This window comes from Stenotrophomonas nematodicola, from assembly GCF_009467805.1.
In the GTDB taxonomy this organism is placed as follows: domain Bacteria; phylum Pseudomonadota; class Gammaproteobacteria; order Xanthomonadales; family Xanthomonadaceae; genus Stenotrophomonas; species Stenotrophomonas nematodicola.
Genome location: NZ_WIAY01000010.1, coordinates 75,799 through 93,187, shown reverse-complemented (window position 1 = coordinate 93,187; position 17,389 = coordinate 75,799). Strand labels below are relative to the sequence as shown.

Below are 17,389 nucleotides of genomic sequence, written 5' to 3'. Positions count from 1 at the left end.
AGAACGGCCTAAGCGGGCTCTTGGCGGGCTGACGCCCGCCCAGTACGCCGCACAGTTGGCTGGAAAGAGAGATACCATCAGCACCGGACTCTAAACCCGCCCACTACTCAAGCCGGGGGGACGTCGGGGGTCCCCTTCAAGGCTGATCCTTATCTGATAGTTCTCCATGCGAGCAAGAAATCCCCTTAGACCTTCTTGCGACCCCACACGCATCGTCTTCGACAGATCATGATCGAAGTGCTCGTAGGCCACCCTAAGTGCCGAAGAAGCGTCCTCACCAGCTCCTCCAGCACATGTCTTTTCAGCACTGGCAAATGGGATAACCCCCATGAGAAGCGCAGCGAAACCAAGACAGTAAACTCTATGCATCCCTGTGCCCTCCCGGCTACTTGCATCCACATCTATCGCCCGGCTTCGGCTCGACCAGTGGCATGCCAGTCGACCTATACCAACTTGATGCAGCGGCTGAAAGACTCGAACGGCTTCTAGAGTTCCTTCTTCCACACATGGGAGAAAGTGCCGAATTCAATCTCGATCTCACCTGAGTGATCAAGCACGATTCGGTGCCTGAAGCGGCCAGGCGAAACGATTGAGAACTCGTGAACCAACACGTCCGCATGCAGATGTGTATCTGAGTCTGTTTCCTTGAAGAGGTACGAAGAGACATCGCCGTACCGCAATGTGGTTTTTCCTTGGAACATCTGATCAATGAAGCTCAGCTCGACGGACGAAACAACATTTGAGTAGTTCCCGTCGTACTTCTTGTCAAGAATCGCTGACAGCAGCCTGGCGTCATGGAGTGTCTTGGTTCCACTAAGGGCATAGGATTCCCAATCAGTCGAATAGTCTCCAAGCGGCTGCGGCATCAGGTGCGCAACACTTCTGATGTACTCAAAATACTCGGAAAAATCCCAAGTTGTTCCGTCGAAATGGATTCTATCCAGCTTTATCACATCGCCTCACATCCAGGATACCCTGGAATATTCTCGCAAACTCTGTCTGGGCTCGGGGCAGTCATTTCAATCAGGGGCCCTATAAGTGGCCATCCTTTGAAGAATGATTTAAGTCGTGAAGCTCTCTGCGATGCTCTTCTAGCGGTTATTCCAGCCCGACGGGAGTAGTCATCCGAGATAGTCTTACATTGAGCTTCCACACCATCGGGAAGACCATTGGGAGCGCCCTTGTGCCCATGCTTATTGAGCCATCCATCAGGTCCATATACGCCAGCCTCTACGCCTTTTGAATTGTAGACATGAATCTCAAATGAAGCGTTCCCGCCATAGTTAAAGGTATCGACTCGCCCCCAGAAGCCGTTACCGAGATCCACTGTAGCCAGACCCAACGAATCAACGAAGTTAATCGGATTGCCCATAACATCCGCATAGCTATTGAGGCCTCCGCTTAACCCAATCGGATCGCTCTGCACATACGTCGCAATGCTCGCATCGTAGTCGCGGAAGCCGTTATACCAAAGCCCCGACTCCGCATCGTGGTACTGTCCGGGGAAGCCGATGTTCAGTCCGCCAATATCATCCTGCTGAACACTGCGCCCGTATACGTAGTTGTATGCCTTCCAGACCGTCTGCCGCCCGGCGTTGGTCACGAAGTCCGGCCGGCCAAGGTGATCGGTATGGACGACGTTCAACTGCCCGTTTCGCGCCAGGCCCACCAGCTTGCCATCGAACCAAAGGTAGCTGGTCCAGGTGCTGTCGGTCAGCTCGGACATCAACTGGTTCTAGCCGGCATAGTAGTAGCGGCTGGTGGCGTTGACGGCGGTGGTAACCGCCGTAGTGGCACCGATGTTCATGTCCTTCCCCTGGAACGCCCCTCATGGGCGACGGCGGATTGTTGGCGCAGGGCCGGCCGGGTGTCCAGCCGCTGACCTAGAACAGCGATCCCTGCGGCGAATCCTCGCGCGGCGGCAAGGGGCGCTGGAAGCGGCTGCAGTCCAGGCGTGGCCAGTGGCTGTTCTGGGCGTCGAAGCCCAGCCGCCGGCGCGCGAGTTTGAAGCGGTTGGAGAGCAGGTCGGCGTAGACGCCTTCGCCGCGCATGCGGGTGCCAAAGGCGCTGTTGTAGTCCTTGCCGCCGCGCAGCTGGTTGATGCTGCTCATCACGTGGGCGGCGCGGTCGGGGTGATGGGTGTCGAGCCAGTCTCGGAACAGCGGGGCCACTTCCAGCGGCAGGCGCAGCAGCACGTAACCGGCGGTGGAGGCGCCGGCGTCGTGGGCGGCCTCGAGCACGGCCTCCAGTTCGGCGTCGTTGATCCACGGAATCACCGGAGCCACCATTACGCCCACCGGGATGCCGGCGGCGTGCAGCCGCCGCATCGCACGCAGGCGGGCGTGCGGGGCCGAGGCACGCGGTTCGAGCCGGGCCGACAGATGGGGGTCCAGCGAGGTCACCGAGAAGTCTCAAGGGGAACGCTGATCGATTGGCAGCGGCTGCTGTCGCCGGAAGCCAAGCCAGCATCGGCAACACAATGAAATGATTGCACGTTTGCTAACGATCTACATTATATTTTCGCCCGTACTTATCAGGCCGACTCAAAGAATTTTTGATTTTTGCGTTTCGAGAATGAAGATACATGGAGGGCACAAACATGACGACACCACCTATTAGCAACGATGCAGAGAATAGTAGCCAATCTGCTCTCAATGCAGTTGAAATCAACATTAGACCGGCCGGTGCAAGCGCAAGCAAAGTCAGTATGTAGCATGCTCCTGATTTCATGGCACCAAGCTCGGAAACTATCTCAGCACCGCAGTTATTGCATTTCGTTTCTATTTTTTTCTCTATCGAATCAGCGATGAGAAAAGCTTGGCCAGAAGCACTGCAGCTGGGGCAAGAGAATCGAAAGATTGATCTCATTCGCATATATTCTCTCCTAGTACGGCTGCAACTGCCGACGCCCCTGAATTGTTGTGAGCGGCCTTCAGTGCGGACCCATACATAGCAAGCATCGTAGTCGCGGAAGCCGTTGTACCAAAGCCCTGATTCTGCATCGTAGTACTGCCCAGGGAAGCCAATGTTCAGTCCGCCAATATCGTCCTGCTGAACACTGCGCCCGTATACGTAGTTGTATGCCTTCCAGACCGTCTGCCGCCCGGCGTTGGTCACGAAGTCCGGCCGGCCAAGGTGATCGGTATGGACGACGTTCAACTGCCCGTTTCGCGCCAGGCCCACCAGCTTGCCATCGAACCAAAGGTAGTTGGTCCAGGTGCTGTCGGTCAGCTCGGACATCAACTGGTTCTAGCCGGCATAGTAGTAGCGGCTGGTGGCGTTGACGGCGGTGGTAACCGCCGTAGTGGCACCGATGTTCATGTCCTTCCCCTGGAACGCCCCTCATGGGCGACAGCGGATTGTTGGCGCAGGGCCGGCCGGGTGTCCAGCCGCTGACCTAGAACAGCGATCCCTGCGGCGAATCCTCGCGCGGCGGCAAGGGGCGCTGGAAGCGGCTGCAGTCCAGGCGTGGCCAGTGGCTGTTCTGGGCGTCGAAGCCCAGCCGCCGGCGCGCGAGTTTGAAGCGGTTGGAGAGCAGGTCGGCGTAGACGCCTTCGCCGCGCATGCGGGTGCCAAAGGCGCTGTTGTAGTCCTTGCCGCCGCGCAGCTGGTTGATGGTGCTCATCACGTGGGCGGCGCGGTCGGGGTGATGGGTGTCGAGCCAGTCTCGGAACAGCGGGGCCACTTCCAGCGGCAGGCGCAGCAGCACGTAGCCGGCGGTGGAGGCGCCGGCATCGTGGGCGGCCTCGAGCACGGCCTCCAGCTCGGCGTCGTTGATCCACGGAATCACCGGAGCCACCATCACGCCCACCGGGATGCCGGCGGCGTGCAGCCGCCGCATCGCGCGCAGGCGGGCGTGCGGGGCCGAGGCACGCGGTTCGAGCCGGGCCGACAGATGGGGGTCCAGCGAGGTCACCGAGAAGTGCACGCTCACCAGGTTCTTCTCGGCCAGCGGCGCGAGCAGGTCGATGTCGCGCTCCACCAACGCGTTCTTGGTGATCAGCGAGAACGGGTGCTGGGTTTCCAGCATCACCTCGATCAGCTGCCGGGTGAGCTTGAGCTTGCGCTCGATCGGCTGGTAGGCGTCGGTGTTGATGCCGAGCGCGATCGGTTGCGGCACGTAGCCGGGGCGCGAGAACTCCTTGCGCAGCAGCTGGGCGGCGTTGGTCTTGGCGAACAGCTTGGTTTCGAAGTCCAGGCCGGGCGACAGGTTGAGGTAGGCATGCGAGGGCCGCGCGAAGCAGTACGAGCAGCCATGCTCGCAACCGCGGTACGGATTGACCGATTGGCTGAAGCCGACGTCGGGCGACTTGTTGCGGCTGATGATGCTGCGCGCAGTCTCCGCACGCACTTCGGTGCGCAGGCGCGGCGTGGCGAACTCGTCGCTGTCGTCCGGCTCCCAGCCGTCGTCCACGGCTTCGCTGACGGTGACCTCGAAACGGCCCGCCAGGTGCGTCGTGGAACCTCGGCCTTTGATCGCGATACCCATGATCACAGGCTAGCCGGACGGGGTCTCAGCGATTGAGACCCCGCAGGCAGGCGAGGGGCTGGCAACGGCGTGTGCATGGTTAGCAGTATTACTAACCACAACCCAAAAGGGAAGCAGAACCCTTGTGCCTGCTGGGTTTGCGGGCCCTGGGCGCGGGTTGATCCCCAATGTTGTCCACAGGCCACGCTGACGGGTCACGTCACGTCAGCGATGGGTCTCAGAGCAGCGCCAGGTAGCCTTTCACTGTGGCGTCGAGGCCGTCGTACAGGGCTTCGCTGATCAGCGCATGGCCGATCGAGACTTCCAGCACGTCAGGGACGGCGCGCAAGAAGTCGGCGAGGTTGTCCTGCGACAGGTCGTGCCCGGCGTTGACCCCCAGGCCCACCGCCTGGGCCCGGCGGGCAGCGTCGGCGAACAGGGCCAGCATGGCGGTGGCATCGCCGGCGGCGTGGGCCTCGGCATAGGGGCCGGTGTAGAGCTCGATGCGATCGGCGCCGATGGCAGCAGCCTGGGCCAGGTCCGGGTTGCCGGCATCGACGAACAGGCTGACCCGGCACCCGTAGGACTTCAGTGCGGCGATCAGCGGGCGCAGGCGCTCGGCGTCACGGGCGAAGTCGAAGCCGTGGTCGGAGGTGAGCTGGCCGTCGCCATCGGGCACCAGCGTTGCCTGCGCGGGGCGGGTCTGCTCGCACAGCGGCAGCAGGCCCGGATAGCCCTCGCGCGGCGGGGCGAAAGGATTGCCTTCGATGTTGAACTCGATGCCACGCGCGGTGGTCAGCGCCGACAGCGCCAGCACATCCTCGGCGTGGATATGCCGGCGGTCCGGGCGCGGGTGCACCGTGATGCCATGCGCGCCAGCGTCCAGGCAGGCGCGGGCGGCCTGCAGGACATCCGGATCGGTGCCGCCGCGCGAGTTGCGCAGGACGGCGATCTTGTTCACGTTGACGCTGAGCTGGGTCATGGGACTACAGGGGGTCGGGGTCGTCGGTAGCCGGCTGCTGGCGGGCCTGGGCCTGCTCGCGCAACCGGCGCAGTTCGAGGGGATCGATAAGCTGGCTGGTATCGCGCTGCAGCCCACCGAAGCGGGCAACGTACAGACCGCGCACCCAGGCCAGCAGGAACAGCAGCGTGCCGGCCAGTGCCAGCATCATCCATCCCATCTGGGATGCCTTGAGCGCGAGGGCGAAGCAGCCCAGCGCGAGCAGCAGGAACAACCAGTACATGTCAGCACTCCCCGTTTGACCCGGCCAGTGTAGCGCCGAGGCCAAGCGCGGTTCCACGCAGTCGGTCTCAGAGCAGCGGCGAGGCCAGGCGGGCGAAGGCTTCGGGCACCCGGTGACGCCACAGGGCGCGCTGGCGGTCGTTGCGCACCGGCACAGCGGCGTCGAACTCGGCACTGAGCAGGGCGGCGAGGGCCGCCACGCGGTCGGCGTCGCCGAGCATCATCGACAGCTCGAAGTTGAGGCGGAAGCTGCGGTGATCGAAGTTGGCGCTGCCGACGATGCAGACATCGTCGTCGGCGATGAAAGCCTTGGTATGCAGCATGCGCGGGCCGTACTCGTAGATCTTGACGCCGGCCTGCAGCAGCTCGTCGAAGTACGAGCGCGCAGCCTGGGTGACGAACCAGGAGTCGCTCATCTTCGGCACCAGCAGGCGCACGTCCAGACCACCGAGCGCGGCCGAGGTCAGCGCCATGCGGGCGGCCTCACCGGGGACGAAGTACGGGGTGACCAGCCAGACCCGTTCGCGCGCCTCGTGGATGGCGGCCACATGCAGGCGGTGGATCGTTTCCCAGGACGAATCCGGGCCGGATACCAGCACCTGCGCATTGATGCGGCCATCGCCCCGACTGGGCATGTCGTTGGGCCACAGTTGGGCGATGTCGAAGCGCTCGGGCGGTTCGCCGCTGGCGTAGATCCAGTCTTCGATGAAGACAAGCTGGAGGCTGCGCACGACGTGGCCGCGAAGGCGCATGTGCAGGTCGCGGTACGCATCGGCGCGGCGGCTCTCATCTTCCTCGTCGGTGATGTTGATGCCGCCGGTGAAGGCTACGCGGCCGTCGATGATGACCAGCTTGCGGTGCGTGCGCATGTTGAGCCCTGGCCGCTTGAACGGCTTGAGCAGCTGCCGTGGATGGAACCACACCACCTCGGCGCCTGCCTCGCGCAGCGGCGCCAGGAAGCGTTTGCGGATCGCCGAGGAGCCCACCGCATCGAGCAGAAGGCGCACGCGTACGCCGGCGCGGGCGCGCTCCACCAGTGCGTCGCGCAGGGCGGTGCCGGCGTGGTCGGGGTTGAAGATGTAGTACTCCAGGTGCAGGTGGTCACGCGCCTGCGCGATGGCCGCCAGCAGGGCCCGGTAGGTGGCCGCGCCATCCACCAGCCATTCGACCTCGGTAGCCGAGCTGGGGGCCAGGCCGGTGGTGGCCTGGGCGATCTTGGCCAGCTCGGTGCAGTCGGCATCGGGCGGACACACGCTGCTGTAATGCTCCATGCCTGACCGCGAGCGCCCGCGGCGCAGGCGCTGGCGCTTCACCTTCTGCGGGCCGAGCAGGTAGTAGATGAAGAGGCCGAGGTAGGGCAGGGCGGCCAGCGACAGGATCCAGCTCAGCGTGGCCACCGGCTCGCGCTTCTGCAGCATGATCCAGCCGGTCAGCCAGAGCAGGTACAGCACGTAGGCCACGGCAAGCAGCGGGCCCAGGTGGGGAATGCCCGCGATCCAGTCGCGGAGGGTATGGAAGGTGGCGAGCATGTGCGGATGATAGCGGGCTGTGCCTCCAGCGCGGCGCCAAAAAAAAACGCCCCTGTCTCCAGGGGCGTTTTCCAGTCGCGTCATGACTGTGGTCTTGCGTATTACTGCTGTACGAAACCGATCTTCTTCATCTGAGCATTCTTCGCGGCAGCCAACACCTTGGCCATCACGTCGTACTCGGAGTCCGGGCTGGCGTCGATGCGCAGTTCCGGCTGGTTCGTCGGGTCCTTCTGGACCTCCTGCTCCATGCGCTGCTGCAGCTCGTGCACGGGAACCGGACTGTTGTTCCACGTCACCTGGTTGCTGGCGTCCACCTTCAGCTCGATCGGCGGCGGCGGCTCGACCAGCTGCGGCGGTGGGTTGAGCACACGCTGCGGCAGGTCCACGGCGATCGGGTAGGTCATGATCGGCGCGGTGACGATGAAGATGATCAGCAGCACCAGCATCACGTCCACGAGGGGCGTGACGTTGATGTCGGCCATTGGGCCCTTGTTACCACCGGTACTGAATGCCATGACTTACTGCCCCTTCTCTTTGGTGGCAACGAAGCCAACATCGAGCATGCCCTGTTCCTGCGCAACCTTGGTCATCTCGTTGATGACGCGCATCTTGGTGGTGCGGTCACCACGCAGGTTGAGCGGCGGCTGCGGGGTCTGCTGGGCGGCGGTCGCCAGGCGAGACTCGAGGGTCTGCTTGTCGATTTCCTCGTCGTTCCAGTAGATCGAGCCGTCTTCCTTGACTGCCAGGGTGATCGGGCCCGAACGCTTTTCAGCGTCTTCCGGGTTCTGCACCAGGTTGGCCTCCGGCAGATCCACCTTGACCTTGTGGGACATCAGGGGCGCCGTGATGATGAAGATGATCAGCAGCACCAGCATCACGTCCACGAGGGGCGTAACGTTGATGTCGGCCATGGGGCCGCCGCTGTTACCACTACTGAAAGCCATAACGGGCTCCGTCTAGATCGTGTTGACTACGTTCTCGCCTGGGTACAGCGCGTCGCAATTAGCGGACGCGCGAACCGGTGGCGAAGAAGTCGTGCAGGTCGTGAGCGAACGTATCGAACTTGCTGATCGTGGCGCTGTTGATCTTGCTGAAGAAGTTGAAGGCGAACACGGCCGGGATTGCCACGAACAGACCGATGGCGGTCATGATCAGGGCTTCACCCACCGGGCCGGCAACGGCGTCGATGGAGGCCGAACCGGTTGCACCGATCTTGATCAGCGCGCCGTAGATGCCCCACACGGTACCCAGCAGACCCACGAACGGAGCGGTTGCGCCGACGGTGGCCAGCAGGGTCATGCCCGACTGCAGGTTGTTGCTTTCGCGGGTCACGGCCTGACGCAGGGCGCGGTCGACGAACTCCGAACGGCTCAGGTTCTCACCCAGGCCACCGGTGGCGCCGCCTTCGGCACGCTGGTGGTGGGCAGCGGCCTGCGCAGCGTCCAGGGCGATCTTCGAGAAGGGCTCGGAAGCCGGCTGCTCTTCCATCGCACGGATGGCGTCCTGGGCGTTCGGGGTATCCCAGAACAGGCTCACGACCTTGTCAGCAGCGCTCTTCAGGCGGGTAGCGCGGAAGATGTTGATGACGGTCCAGTACCAGGACATGGCGGACATGATGACCAGGGTCAGCAGCACGACCCAGGAGACGGCGAAGTCGCCCGGCTTGGTGGTCATTTCGTGGATCAGGTGCTCGAAGCCCATCTGCGAGAGGGCGTTCGACGAGTTGCCCCCGGCAGCAGCGGCGATGAAAATTTCCTGCAGCATGACGCTTACCTTTGTTGTGTGTGGTGATAAAGGGTGTGGCTAGAAACAACCGATGGAACGGTGGCCGGCGGGCCACCGGCGACCATCAGTTCAGCGCAAAGTTGACCGGGACGCGAACGCGACCTGCGACCTTCTTCCCGCCCGACTCCGCAGCACGGAAGCTCCACTTGCGAGCTGCTTCCATCGCGGCGCGGTCAAGGTCACGGTTACGGCTGGACTTCTCGACCGAGACATTGGTGACGTTGCCGTTGGCATCGACATCAATGATCAGGATGACTTCACCCTGGATACCTGCGCGGAACGCGGCCGGCGGGTAGCGCGGGGGGTTCATGTTCTTCGACGAGATGTCGACGCTTGCCTCGATCGACGTCGGCGGAGCCGGCGGCGAGGGGGGCGACGGCGGCGTGACGATGTCGTTCGGACGCGGTTCCGGGACGTCGACCACAGGCGCCTGCGGCGGCGGCGGCACCGGCGAGGGCTTCGGCGGCGACAGGTTCTTCACCGGCGGCGGCGGAGTATCCTGCGGCGGCGGCGGCGGCGGCGGCGGTGGGGGCGGCGGCGGAGCGTCGACCAGGGTCACCATGATGTTGCGTTCCTTCTCCGCAGCGGCCTTGGGAGCCACAGCCGGGATCAGAAGCATCATGAAGGCGGCGAGATGCAGTGCGATTACAAAAGCGATACCCACGATACGCGGCCAGCTGAAGCCGGTGTCATCGCGTTGTTCGTACCTGTGAACGACTAGTTGTTCCGTCATGCGCCAAGAGCTCATTAGTGGGGCCGGGATACCCGGGGACAGGTAGCCCATGATCAGCGGTGCATGACACCGCAGGAACCTCCAAGCTTATACCAATCCTGAGCGCCTGCGCATCAATCGCGCGGGCGTTCAGGCGTTATTCCTACTTACTTCAGGTTGATGATTTTCTTGGCATCCGCCTGGTTCTTCACACCCTTTGCCAGCGCCTGCTGGGCGGCCTGCTTGGCCTCCGGGATGCGACCTTCACTGTGCAAAACACGTGCCAGATTCAGGTAGGTTTCACCGTCCTTGGAAAGCGGGGCGGCCTTCTGCCACGCCTCGATGGCCTGCGGCACCTGGTCGGAGTAGTAGTAGGACTGGGCCAGCGCCAGGTACACCTGGTAGTCCGGCTTCAGGATGCCCTTCTGCAACCCTTCGTTGATGACCGCGATGACGTCCTTTTCCTTGTTGTCGGTGTTGGCATAGATCGAGTACAGCTGCTTGTACTCACGCTCTTCGGTGAGCTGGCCGGAGGCGCGCAGCTTGTCCATCACCGAGGCGGCCTTGTCCATCTGGTCGGCCTGCATGTACATGCTGGCCAGGTTCAGCTGGGCTTTCTTGTCGTTCGGGTTGCGGGCGGCCAGCGCTTCGGCCTGCTTGACCGCTTCACCGGTCTGGCCGGCTTCGGACATGGCGGCCATCAGCAGCTGGTTCCAGCTGTCCTTCGGTTCGGTGGCACCGGCGATGGCCTGCTGCAGCACCGGGATGGCATCGGCGTAGCGCTGCATCTGGTACAGGGCCTGGCCCTTGATCACCAGTTCTTCCGGCTTGGCCGACTTGCTCTCGGCGAAGTACTTGTCCAGCGTGGCCAGGCCTTCCTGGAGCTGGTCGTCCTGCAGCTGCAGCTGGCCGAGCATCAGCATCGACTGGAAGTAGCCGTTGTTGTCCAGGCCGTTGAAGTCCAGCGCCTGCTGCAGATACTTCTTGGCCGCTGCGTTGTCTTCGGTCTGGTAGGCGGCCTGCGAGGCCAGCTGCGCAGCCAGCGACTTGTCGTAGGCATTGGCGTCGGCGTTGGCGAGGATCTCGTCAGCCTGGGCGCGGGTTTCCGGGAACTTCTGCTTGTTGTAGTTGTCTACCAGCTTCTGCAGCTTGCTGCCCATCTTGGCAGAGGCCTTGACGGTCGGCTCCTGGCGGGTCGCGTTCGGGAAAAGCACTTCGGCCTTGGCCTGCTTTCCACCGCGGCGATCACTGGAACGATCGGTCGAACGCGTCTGGGCGACGGCATCGGTGACGACCACGCCACCGAGTGCGGTCGCGATGAGGACGGAAAGCACGGCTTGCTTGTGGTTGCTGAAAATCATCTTTCACCTCGATCGGAACCGCCGTGGCGGCATCAAAACGGACTGTCAGAAAAATCTGAGCCGCCAAACGTATCAGAAACCGATGGCGTGAGAAATCGTTTCCGATGCTGCAATACAGCATCCTTTGGTCGAATCATCCGCACCGTGGACGCCGCCCGGCCGCCTGGGCCTGCTGGTACACGTCTGCGAGGGCGGGCGCGTCGCGCTGCAGTTCCCGGATCCGGTTGCTGGGATCGGGGTGGGTGGACATCCACTGCGGTGAGCGCCCGCTGCTGGCCGCCATCATGTTCTGCCACAGATTGACCGCCTGCGCCGGATCGAAACCGGCCTCGGCCATCAGGCGCTGGCCCAGCACGTCCGCTTCGGATTCCTGGGTGCGCGAGCCGGGCAGCAGGAAGGCGGTCTGCGCGGTCATGCCGCCGAGCTGGTTGACCGTACTTGCCGCAGCATCGCCGTACGCAGCGCCGGCGAGCATGCCGAGCACGCTCAGGCCGGTCTGCGCGCCCATCTGGCGGGTGATGCGCTCCTCGTGGTGGCGGGCGATCACGTGCCCGATCTCGTGCCCGATCACGGCGGCGAGCTGGTCCTGGTTTTTGGCGACGGTGAGGATGCCCGAGTTCACCCCGACCTTGCCGCCGGGCAGGGCGAACGCGTTGGGTTCGCTGTCGACGAACACGGCCGTTTCCCACCGTACGCCACGGTACTGAGGCGGCAACTGTGCGACCAGCGCATCGACCACGCACTGCACGTAGGAATTCTGCCGGCCGTCAGTGCTGACTTTTTCCTTCTGCTTGGTCTGGGCGAACGCCTGGGCGCCGAGCTGGTCCAGCTCGGCCTGGGACACGCCGCCCACCATCTGACGCCGACCGGTCGGCGAGGTGGTGGTCGCGCATGCGCTGACCAGCAGCGCGATCGCAAGTCCCAACAGAACTGGTTTCATCAATGCGTCCCCCGTGTTCATGTCCGCAGTGTCGTATGTGACGGCTTAATTTTTCGTCAATCGGCCCAGCGGTTCAGTGCAGGCCGAGGAATACCAGCGCTGCCAGGGCGATCGCGTTGTTCAGGCCGTGCGCGACGATCGGTGCCCACAGGGTGCCGGTCTTCTGGTACAGCCAGGCGAAGGCCGCACCCATGCCACCGTAGACCAGCCACAGCTGCGCGATTTCCAGCGGGCCGTTGGCGCTGGTGCCGGGAATCTCATGAACCAGGGCGAAGGCCAGGCTGCTCAGCAGCATGCCGAGCAGCGGCCGGCCGGCCTGCCACAGGCGCCCGAACAGGACCCGGCGGAACAGCAGTTCTTCATAGGCCGGCGCAAGCACGACAGCAAACAGCGCCAGGAAGAGCGGAAAGCGCGACAGCGCCTGTTCCATCAGGCCAAGGTTGGTCGGGACCGGCTCGATGCCGGCCTGCTTGGCCAGGAAGGCAATACCGTTGCTGCCGATCACGACGCCGGCAGCGACGAGGACGGTCCAGCCCCAGGTGCCGGGGCGGCGGGCGGCGCTGCGCGACGCGGCCTGTTCCACGGGGGTGGCGCGACGGCGCCAGAAGTACAGCAGCAGGGCGGCACCGCCGGTGGCGATGAGCGCCATCAGAATCTGGGCGAGTGCGCCGGGTTGGCCCAACTGTGCGGTGAGGTCGGCGGCCGAACCCACCGTATCGCCACTCTTGGCGGCGGCATAGCCGACCATGATGCCGCGATACACGCCCCAGACCAGGCCGGCCATCAGGCTCAACCCGAACAGTACGATCGCGGCGATGCCCAGATCGATGAAGAAACCGGCCAACGGGGAGCCGGGTTTGCTGGTCGCCGGCGGAACCGTCGGCGGCAGGGGAGGCGTCATGGACGCCGGGGCGGTAGCGGACATCGGATTCCTGGCATCGGGAGACGATGGCCGGCCAGGGTGCAGGTCGCACCCGGCCGGCCTTGCCCCGATTGTGTCAGATATCCAGGTTGGCGACCTTCAGCGCGTTGTCTTCGATGAAGTCACGGCGCGGCTCGACCACATCGCCCATCAGGGTGCTGAAGATCTGGTCGGCGGCGACCGCGTCCTCGATGCGCACCTGCAGCAGGCGACGGGTATCCGGATTGACCGTGGTGTCCCACAGCTGTTCCGGATTCATTTCGCCCAGGCCCTTGAAGCGCTGGATCTGGCGGCCCTTCTTGGCTTCATCCAGCAGCCAGTCGCGTGCCTGCGAGAAACTCTCGACCTCCACCGACTTGGCGCCACGGCTGATCTTCGCGCCAGCACGGACCAGGCCGTGCAGCAGCAGCGAGGACTGGTGCAGGGCGCGCAGTTCGCCAGTTTCGAAGGCACTCAACGGCAGTACCTGGATCAGCTCTTCGCCCATGTGGCGACGCGTGACCAGCACGGCCGCCGGACGCTCGTCGGTGGGTTCCTGCAGCTGCAGGCTGTACCGCGGCGAGCCCAGGCTGCCCTGGTTGAGGCGGGTGGCCAGCGCGGCCAGGCCTTCTTCGGCACCGGCCTTGCGCAGGTGTTCCAGGTCCATCGGGGTGAAGTCGATCAGGGCTTCGAGCAGCTGGCGATCGTAGCGATGGGCATTGCGGCTGATCGCGTCCTGCGCCGCAGCGTAGGTGAGCAGCAGCTTTTCCAGACCCACGCCTTCGATGCCGGGCTCGCCATCGGCCGGCACCAGCGATGCGTTCTCCACGGCGCTGCTGGCCAGGTAGGCGTCCAGCGCAGGATCGTCCTTCAGGTACAGCTCCTGCTTGCCCTGCTTGATCTTGTACAGCGGCGGCAGACCGATGTAGACGTGACCGCGCTCGATCAGCTCCGGCATCTGACGGTAGAAGAACGTCAGCAGCAGGGTGCGGATGTGCGCGCCGTCGACGTCGGCGTCGGTCATGATGATGATGCGGTGGTAACGCAGCTTGTCCGGGTTGTACTCGTCCCGGCCAATGCCGGTGCCGAGCGCGGTGATCAGCGTACCGACCTGGTCGGAGGCGAGCATGCGATCGAAGCGGGCGCGTTCCACGTTGAGGATCTTGCCGCGCAGCGGCAGCACCGCCTGGTTCTTGCGGTTGCGGCCCTGCTTGGCCGAGCCACCTGCCGAGTCACCCTCGACAATGAACAGTTCGGACAGCGCCGGGTCCTTTTCCTGGCAGTCGGCGAGCTTGCCCGGCAGGCCGGCGATGTCCAGCGCGCCCTTGCGGCGGGTCAGGTCGCGGGCCTTGCGGGCGGCTTCGCGCGCACGGGCGGCGTCGACGATCTTGCCGGCGATCGCCTTGGCTTCGTTCGGGTTTTCCTGCAGGAACTCTTCCAGTCGCTGGCCGAACGCGCTTTCCACGGCCGGACGCACATCCGAGCTGACCAGCTTTTCCTTGGTCTGGCTGGAGAAGCTCGGATCGGGCACCTTCACCGACAGCACCGCGATCATGCCTTCGCGCATGTCGTCGCCGGTCAGGTTGATCTTGGCCTGCTTGGCGATGCCGTTCTGCTCGATGTAGTTGTTGAGCACACGGGTCAGCGCACCGCGGAAACCGGCCAGGTGGGTACCGCCGTCCTTCTGCGGGATGTTGTTGGTGAAGCAGTACATCGTTTCCTGGTAGGAATCGGTCCACTGCAACGCCACTTCCACGGTGATGCCGTTGGACTCGCCGGTCACCGAGATCACGTTCGGGTGCAGCGGGGTCTTCAACTGGGCCAGATGCTCCACGAAGCTGCGGATGCCGCCTTCGTAGTGGAAGTCGTCGCGCCGGCCATCGCCGCGCTCATCGATCAGGACGATCTTGACGCCGGAGTTGAGGAACGACAGTTCGCGCAGACGACGGGCCAGGATCTCGTAGTGGAATTCCACGTTGTCGTGGAACGCCTTCACCGACGGCCAGAAGCGCAGGGTGGTGCCGCGCTTGCTGCTGGGCTCCACCTGCGTGAGCGGGACCAGCGCCGCACCGTCGCTGTATTCCTGCTGGTAGTGGAAGCCGCCCTGATAAATGTCCAGCAGCAGCTTCTGCGACAGCGCGTTGACCACGCTGACACCGACACCGTGCAGACCGCCGGACACCTTGTAGCTGTTGTCGTCGAACTTGCCGCCGGCGTGCAGCACGGTCATCACGACTTCCGCCGCGGAGACCTCGCGATCGAGCTTCTTGCTCATCTGCTCGTGCTTGCCGGTCGGGATACCGCGACCGTTGTCGGACACCGACACCGACCCATCGGCGTGAATCGTCACCGCCACGTGATCGGCATGGCCGGCCAAGGCTTCGTCGATGGAGTTGTCGACCACCTCGAACACCATGTGGTGCAGACCGGTGCCGTCATGGACGTCACCGATGTACATGCCGGGACGCTTGCGGACTGCCTCCAGGCCTTCCAGGGCGGTGATGCTGTTGGCGTCGTAATTGCCGGTAGTTGCCGGGGTGTTCTGTTCTTCAGTCATTGCGCTTGCCGTAGGCTCCGCAGGTCGGGCCACCGCCGTGAGGCAGGGCGCCGAGAGATAAGGGGTTGCAACAGCAATTATACCAGTCGGGGGACGGGGCCCCTTGCCGACCACTATGGCACAGGCTGGACCTGCCCATGTTCCACGTGGAACCGGGCGATGTCGCTGACATCCGCCAACGCCGCCGGCGTCTCCGTGGCAGTGATGAATATCTGGGCGGGCCCGGCGCGCAGGCGATCCAGCACCCGCGCCTGATGGGTGCGATCCAGCTCGGAAGCCAGGTCATCCAAGGCGATCACCGGCCATTCGCCGCGCTGCTCGGCATAGTCTTCGGCCTGCGCCAGCAGGCAGGTGAGCGCGGTGAGCTTGGCCTGGCCGCGCGACAGTGCATCGCGCCCGGGAATGCTGGCAAAGCCCACACTCCAGTCGGCACGATGCGGTCCCACCGAAGTGTAGCCGGCTATGCGGTCACGTTCCCGCGCCAGCAGCAGCGCATCGGACAGCGACAGGTCCTGCTTTCGCCAGCCGGGGTTGAGACTCAGCGACTGGATGCCGAGGTTCGGCGCCAACGCGTGCGCCAGCTCGATCGTACGGTCCTGCAGCCGCTCCAGGTAGTGCTGGCGCCGCGTGGTCAGCGGCTCACCCGCCTCGGCCAGCTCGTGGTCCCAGGCATCGAGGGCATTGGGATGCCCACCTTGCTTGAGCAGGGCGTTGCGCTGCTTCAGGGCCCGCGAATAGCGCCGCCACAGCGCCAGAAAGTCGGGTTCCACGTGGAACAAGCCCCAATCGAGGAACCGACGGCGTGGTTCGCCCCCGCCGCTGACCAGCGCGTGGCTGCCCGGCTCGAAGGTCACCACCGCCAGGGCGGCACACAGGTTGCCGAGCTGGGCGACGTCTTCGCCATCCAGTCGACCCCTCCATTCCTGGCCACTGTGGCGAAGCCCGGCCTTTCGCCGCGTCGGCGCCACCGCACCGCGGCGTTGCTCGTCCCATTCGACGAATACATCCAGCGCTTCCTGCCCCTGACGCACCAGGCCGTCGCGAACGCGACCGCGGAAGCTGCGGCCGTATGCCATCACGTGCAACGCCTCGAGCACGCTGGTTTTGCCCGCGCCGTTGTCGCCAGTGATCAGATTGATGCCCGGTCGCGGTGCTAGGTCCACGCTGTCGAAGCGGCGGATCTGGTGCAGGGACAAACGACGGATGTGCATACGGACGATCTGGGCCGACGGCCGGGAAGGGTAGGGGTAATCAGTCAGCTTACTGCATCGGACAGGTTCCACGGCCCCGTACCCACTCGCGTCCACCGGGCACTCGATCCGGCCGCATCGACCACGTGGAACGTCCTCGAATTCGTTGAAATCTGCGCCGGCATCGGGGGTGCAGCCGTGCAGATTTCAAGAATTTCGGGCCATGTGGGGGCGTTGATTTCTTGAAATCTGAGGGACCGCCCAAGGGTTCGGTGAGCAGATCGCAAGGGATTCACGGGTACCGGCGTTGGCTGTCCACAGGGCCTCTGTATGACTTATGCACAATCTCTGCGCAACCTGTGGGTAAAAAAGGTCCCTCCGGGTGCCCTTAAAGATATCCACAGGTTCAACCCCAGGCTCAGGGCCTGTTTTACCGGGGGTTTCGAGGTCCATTTCCCCTTTACTTTCAATGAGATAAGGTACTTTTCAACCAAATCTGGCCCTACCATCACCACCTAGCTTTAGATTTATATACAGTTTTTAAAGCATAGAGCTGTGATCCAGACGCTGGAAGAACCACTCCTACGGCAGCGTCAGATCTGCTGCCGCGTGAATCGAGAAGAACGTTGAATCGCGCCGTCCCGACGCCGCCGGATGTGCTCACCTCTGCCCGCGCTCGCGCTGCCATCCCCGAGAGGGTCGT

16 protein-coding genes and 1 pseudogene are annotated in these 17,389 nt (G+C 63.7%); all 17 read right to left on the bottom strand.

Going from position 1 to position 17,389, the window contains the following annotated elements; all coding sequences use genetic code 11:
* Nucleotides 1-485: 485 nt before the first annotated feature.
* The 17 genes and pseudogenes from GDJ08_RS19490 to recF all read right to left on the bottom strand — a co-directional run bounded on the left by GDJ08_RS19490 (nucleotide 486) and on the right by recF (nucleotide 16,707).
* Nucleotides 486-953 carry a hypothetical protein gene (locus tag GDJ08_RS19490; protein ID WP_153165532.1) on the bottom strand — a complete coding sequence of 156 codons (468 nt, stop codon included), beginning with the start codon at nucleotides 951-953 and terminating at the stop codon, nucleotides 486-488.
* Nucleotides 950-1,726 carry an RHS repeat-associated core domain-containing protein gene (locus GDJ08_RS20275; protein WP_229296588.1) on the bottom strand — a complete coding sequence of 259 codons (777 nt, stop codon included), beginning with the start codon at nucleotides 1,724-1,726 and terminating at the stop codon, nucleotides 950-952. The genes GDJ08_RS19490 and GDJ08_RS20275 overlap by 4 nt, the downstream gene beginning before the upstream one ends.
* A gap of 157 nt (nucleotides 1,727-1,883) precedes the next feature.
* A pseudogene (locus tag GDJ08_RS19480) lies at nucleotides 1,884-2,408 on the bottom strand (PA0069 family radical SAM protein); the annotation flags it as partial.
* A gap of 91 nt (nucleotides 2,409-2,499) precedes the next feature.
* Nucleotides 2,500-3,240 carry an RHS repeat domain-containing protein gene (locus GDJ08_RS20270; RefSeq protein WP_229296587.1) on the bottom strand — a complete coding sequence of 247 codons (741 nt, stop codon included), beginning with the start codon at nucleotides 3,238-3,240 and terminating at the stop codon, nucleotides 2,500-2,502.
* Between the two features lie 157 nt (nucleotides 3,241-3,397).
* Nucleotides 3,398-4,489, bottom strand: coding sequence for a PA0069 family radical SAM protein (locus GDJ08_RS19470; RefSeq protein WP_153165531.1), 1,092 nt, complete (start codon nucleotides 4,487-4,489; stop codon nucleotides 3,398-3,400).
* Nucleotides 4,490-4,706: 217 nt separating this feature from the next.
* The gene (locus GDJ08_RS19465) at nucleotides 4,707-5,450 is read right to left on the bottom strand and encodes a pyridoxine 5'-phosphate synthase (RefSeq protein ID WP_136005788.1); all 744 of its coding nucleotides are present in this window, start codon (nucleotides 5,448-5,450) and stop codon (nucleotides 4,707-4,709) included.
* Between the two features lie 4 nt (nucleotides 5,451-5,454).
* Entirely contained in the window at nucleotides 5,455-5,712 is a 258-nt protein-coding gene (locus tag GDJ08_RS19460) for a hypothetical protein (RefSeq protein ID WP_017356927.1), read from the bottom strand.
* A 67-nt stretch (nucleotides 5,713-5,779) separates the two neighbouring features.
* Nucleotides 5,780-7,240 (bottom strand): cardiolipin synthase, encoded by a 1,461-nt coding sequence (gene cls, locus GDJ08_RS19455; RefSeq protein ID WP_153165530.1) that lies wholly within the window; start codon nucleotides 7,238-7,240, stop codon nucleotides 5,780-5,782.
* A gap of 101 nt (nucleotides 7,241-7,341) precedes the next feature.
* A complete protein-coding gene (locus tag GDJ08_RS19450; protein ID WP_017356925.1) occupies nucleotides 7,342-7,755 on the bottom strand; it encodes an ExbD/TolR family protein in 414 nt (137 codons plus the stop codon).
* 3 nt (nucleotides 7,756-7,758) lie between these two features.
* Nucleotides 7,759-8,184, bottom strand: coding sequence for an ExbD/TolR family protein (locus GDJ08_RS19445; RefSeq protein WP_017356924.1), 426 nt, complete (start codon nucleotides 8,182-8,184; stop codon nucleotides 7,759-7,761).
* Nucleotides 8,185-8,242: 58 nt separating this feature from the next.
* A complete protein-coding gene (gene exbB / locus GDJ08_RS19440; RefSeq protein WP_017356923.1) occupies nucleotides 8,243-9,004 on the bottom strand; it encodes a TonB-system energizer ExbB in 762 nt (253 codons plus the stop codon).
* A gap of 85 nt (nucleotides 9,005-9,089) precedes the next feature.
* On the bottom strand, nucleotides 9,090-9,758 hold the full coding sequence (locus GDJ08_RS19435; RefSeq protein WP_136005792.1) for an energy transducer TonB: 669 nt from the start codon (nucleotides 9,756-9,758) through the stop codon (nucleotides 9,090-9,092).
* Nucleotides 9,759-9,904: 146 nt separating this feature from the next.
* Complete coding sequence (locus GDJ08_RS19430; protein WP_136005793.1) at nucleotides 9,905-11,098, bottom strand: tetratricopeptide repeat protein; 1,194 nt, start codon at nucleotides 11,096-11,098, stop codon at nucleotides 9,905-9,907.
* A gap of 133 nt (nucleotides 11,099-11,231) precedes the next feature.
* Entirely contained in the window at nucleotides 11,232-12,038 is an 807-nt protein-coding gene (locus tag GDJ08_RS19425) for a M48 family metallopeptidase (protein WP_017357102.1), read from the bottom strand.
* A gap of 73 nt (nucleotides 12,039-12,111) precedes the next feature.
* Nucleotides 12,112-12,963 (bottom strand): CPBP family intramembrane glutamic endopeptidase, encoded by an 852-nt coding sequence (locus GDJ08_RS19420; protein WP_017357101.1) that lies wholly within the window; start codon nucleotides 12,961-12,963, stop codon nucleotides 12,112-12,114.
* 73 nt (nucleotides 12,964-13,036) lie between these two features.
* Nucleotides 13,037-15,496 (bottom strand): DNA topoisomerase (ATP-hydrolyzing) subunit B, encoded by a 2,460-nt coding sequence (gene gyrB, locus GDJ08_RS19415; protein WP_136005795.1) that lies wholly within the window; start codon nucleotides 15,494-15,496, stop codon nucleotides 13,037-13,039.
* A 113-nt stretch (nucleotides 15,497-15,609) separates the two neighbouring features.
* Nucleotides 15,610-16,707: a DNA replication/repair protein RecF gene (gene recF, locus GDJ08_RS19410; RefSeq protein WP_153165529.1), complete on the bottom strand. Its 1,098-nt coding sequence runs from the start codon at nucleotides 16,705-16,707 to the stop codon at nucleotides 15,610-15,612.
* Nucleotides 16,708-17,389 lie beyond the last annotated feature (682 nt).

Bases quoted from the DNA above. Each gene is read 5' to 3' on its own strand.
- GDJ08_RS20275 (WP_229296588.1), bottom strand. From the start codon at position 1,726: ATGTCCGAGCTGACCGACAGCACCTGGACCAGCTACCTTTGGTTCGAT.
- GDJ08_RS20270 (WP_229296587.1), bottom strand. From the start codon at position 3,240: ATGTCCGAGCTGACCGACAGCACCTGGACCAACTACCTTTGGTTCGAT.
- GDJ08_RS19470 (WP_153165531.1), bottom strand. From the start codon at position 4,489: ATGGGTATCGCGATCAAAGGCCGAGGTTCCACGACGCACCTGGCGGGC.
- GDJ08_RS19465 (WP_136005788.1), bottom strand. From the start codon at position 5,450: ATGACCCAGCTCAGCGTCAACGTGAACAAGATCGCCGTCCTGCGCAAC.
- GDJ08_RS19460 (WP_017356927.1), bottom strand. From the start codon at position 5,712: ATGTACTGGTTGTTCCTGCTGCTCGCGCTGGGCTGCTTCGCCCTCGCG.
- cls (WP_153165530.1), bottom strand. From the start codon at position 7,240: ATGCTCGCCACCTTCCATACCCTCCGCGACTGGATCGCGGGCATTCCC.
- GDJ08_RS19450 (WP_017356925.1), bottom strand. From the start codon at position 7,755: ATGGCATTCAGTACCGGTGGTAACAAGGGCCCAATGGCCGACATCAAC.
- GDJ08_RS19445 (WP_017356924.1), bottom strand. From the start codon at position 8,184: ATGGCTTTCAGTAGTGGTAACAGCGGCGGCCCCATGGCCGACATCAAC.
- exbB (WP_017356923.1), bottom strand. From the start codon at position 9,004: ATGCTGCAGGAAATTTTCATCGCCGCTGCTGCCGGGGGCAACTCGTCG.
- GDJ08_RS19435 (WP_136005792.1), bottom strand. From the start codon at position 9,758: ATGACGGAACAACTAGTCGTTCACAGGTACGAACAACGCGATGACACC.
- GDJ08_RS19430 (WP_136005793.1), bottom strand. From the start codon at position 11,098: ATGATTTTCAGCAACCACAAGCAAGCCGTGCTTTCCGTCCTCATCGCG.
- GDJ08_RS19425 (WP_017357102.1), bottom strand. From the start codon at position 12,038: ATGAAACCAGTTCTGTTGGGACTTGCGATCGCGCTGCTGGTCAGCGCA.
- GDJ08_RS19420 (WP_017357101.1), bottom strand. From the start codon at position 12,963: ATGTCCGCTACCGCCCCGGCGTCCATGACGCCTCCCCTGCCGCCGACG.
- gyrB (WP_136005795.1), bottom strand. From the start codon at position 15,496: ATGACTGAAGAACAGAACACCCCGGCAACTACCGGCAATTACGACGCC.
- recF (WP_153165529.1), bottom strand. From the start codon at position 16,707: ATGCACATCCGTCGTTTGTCCCTGCACCAGATCCGCCGCTTCGACAGC.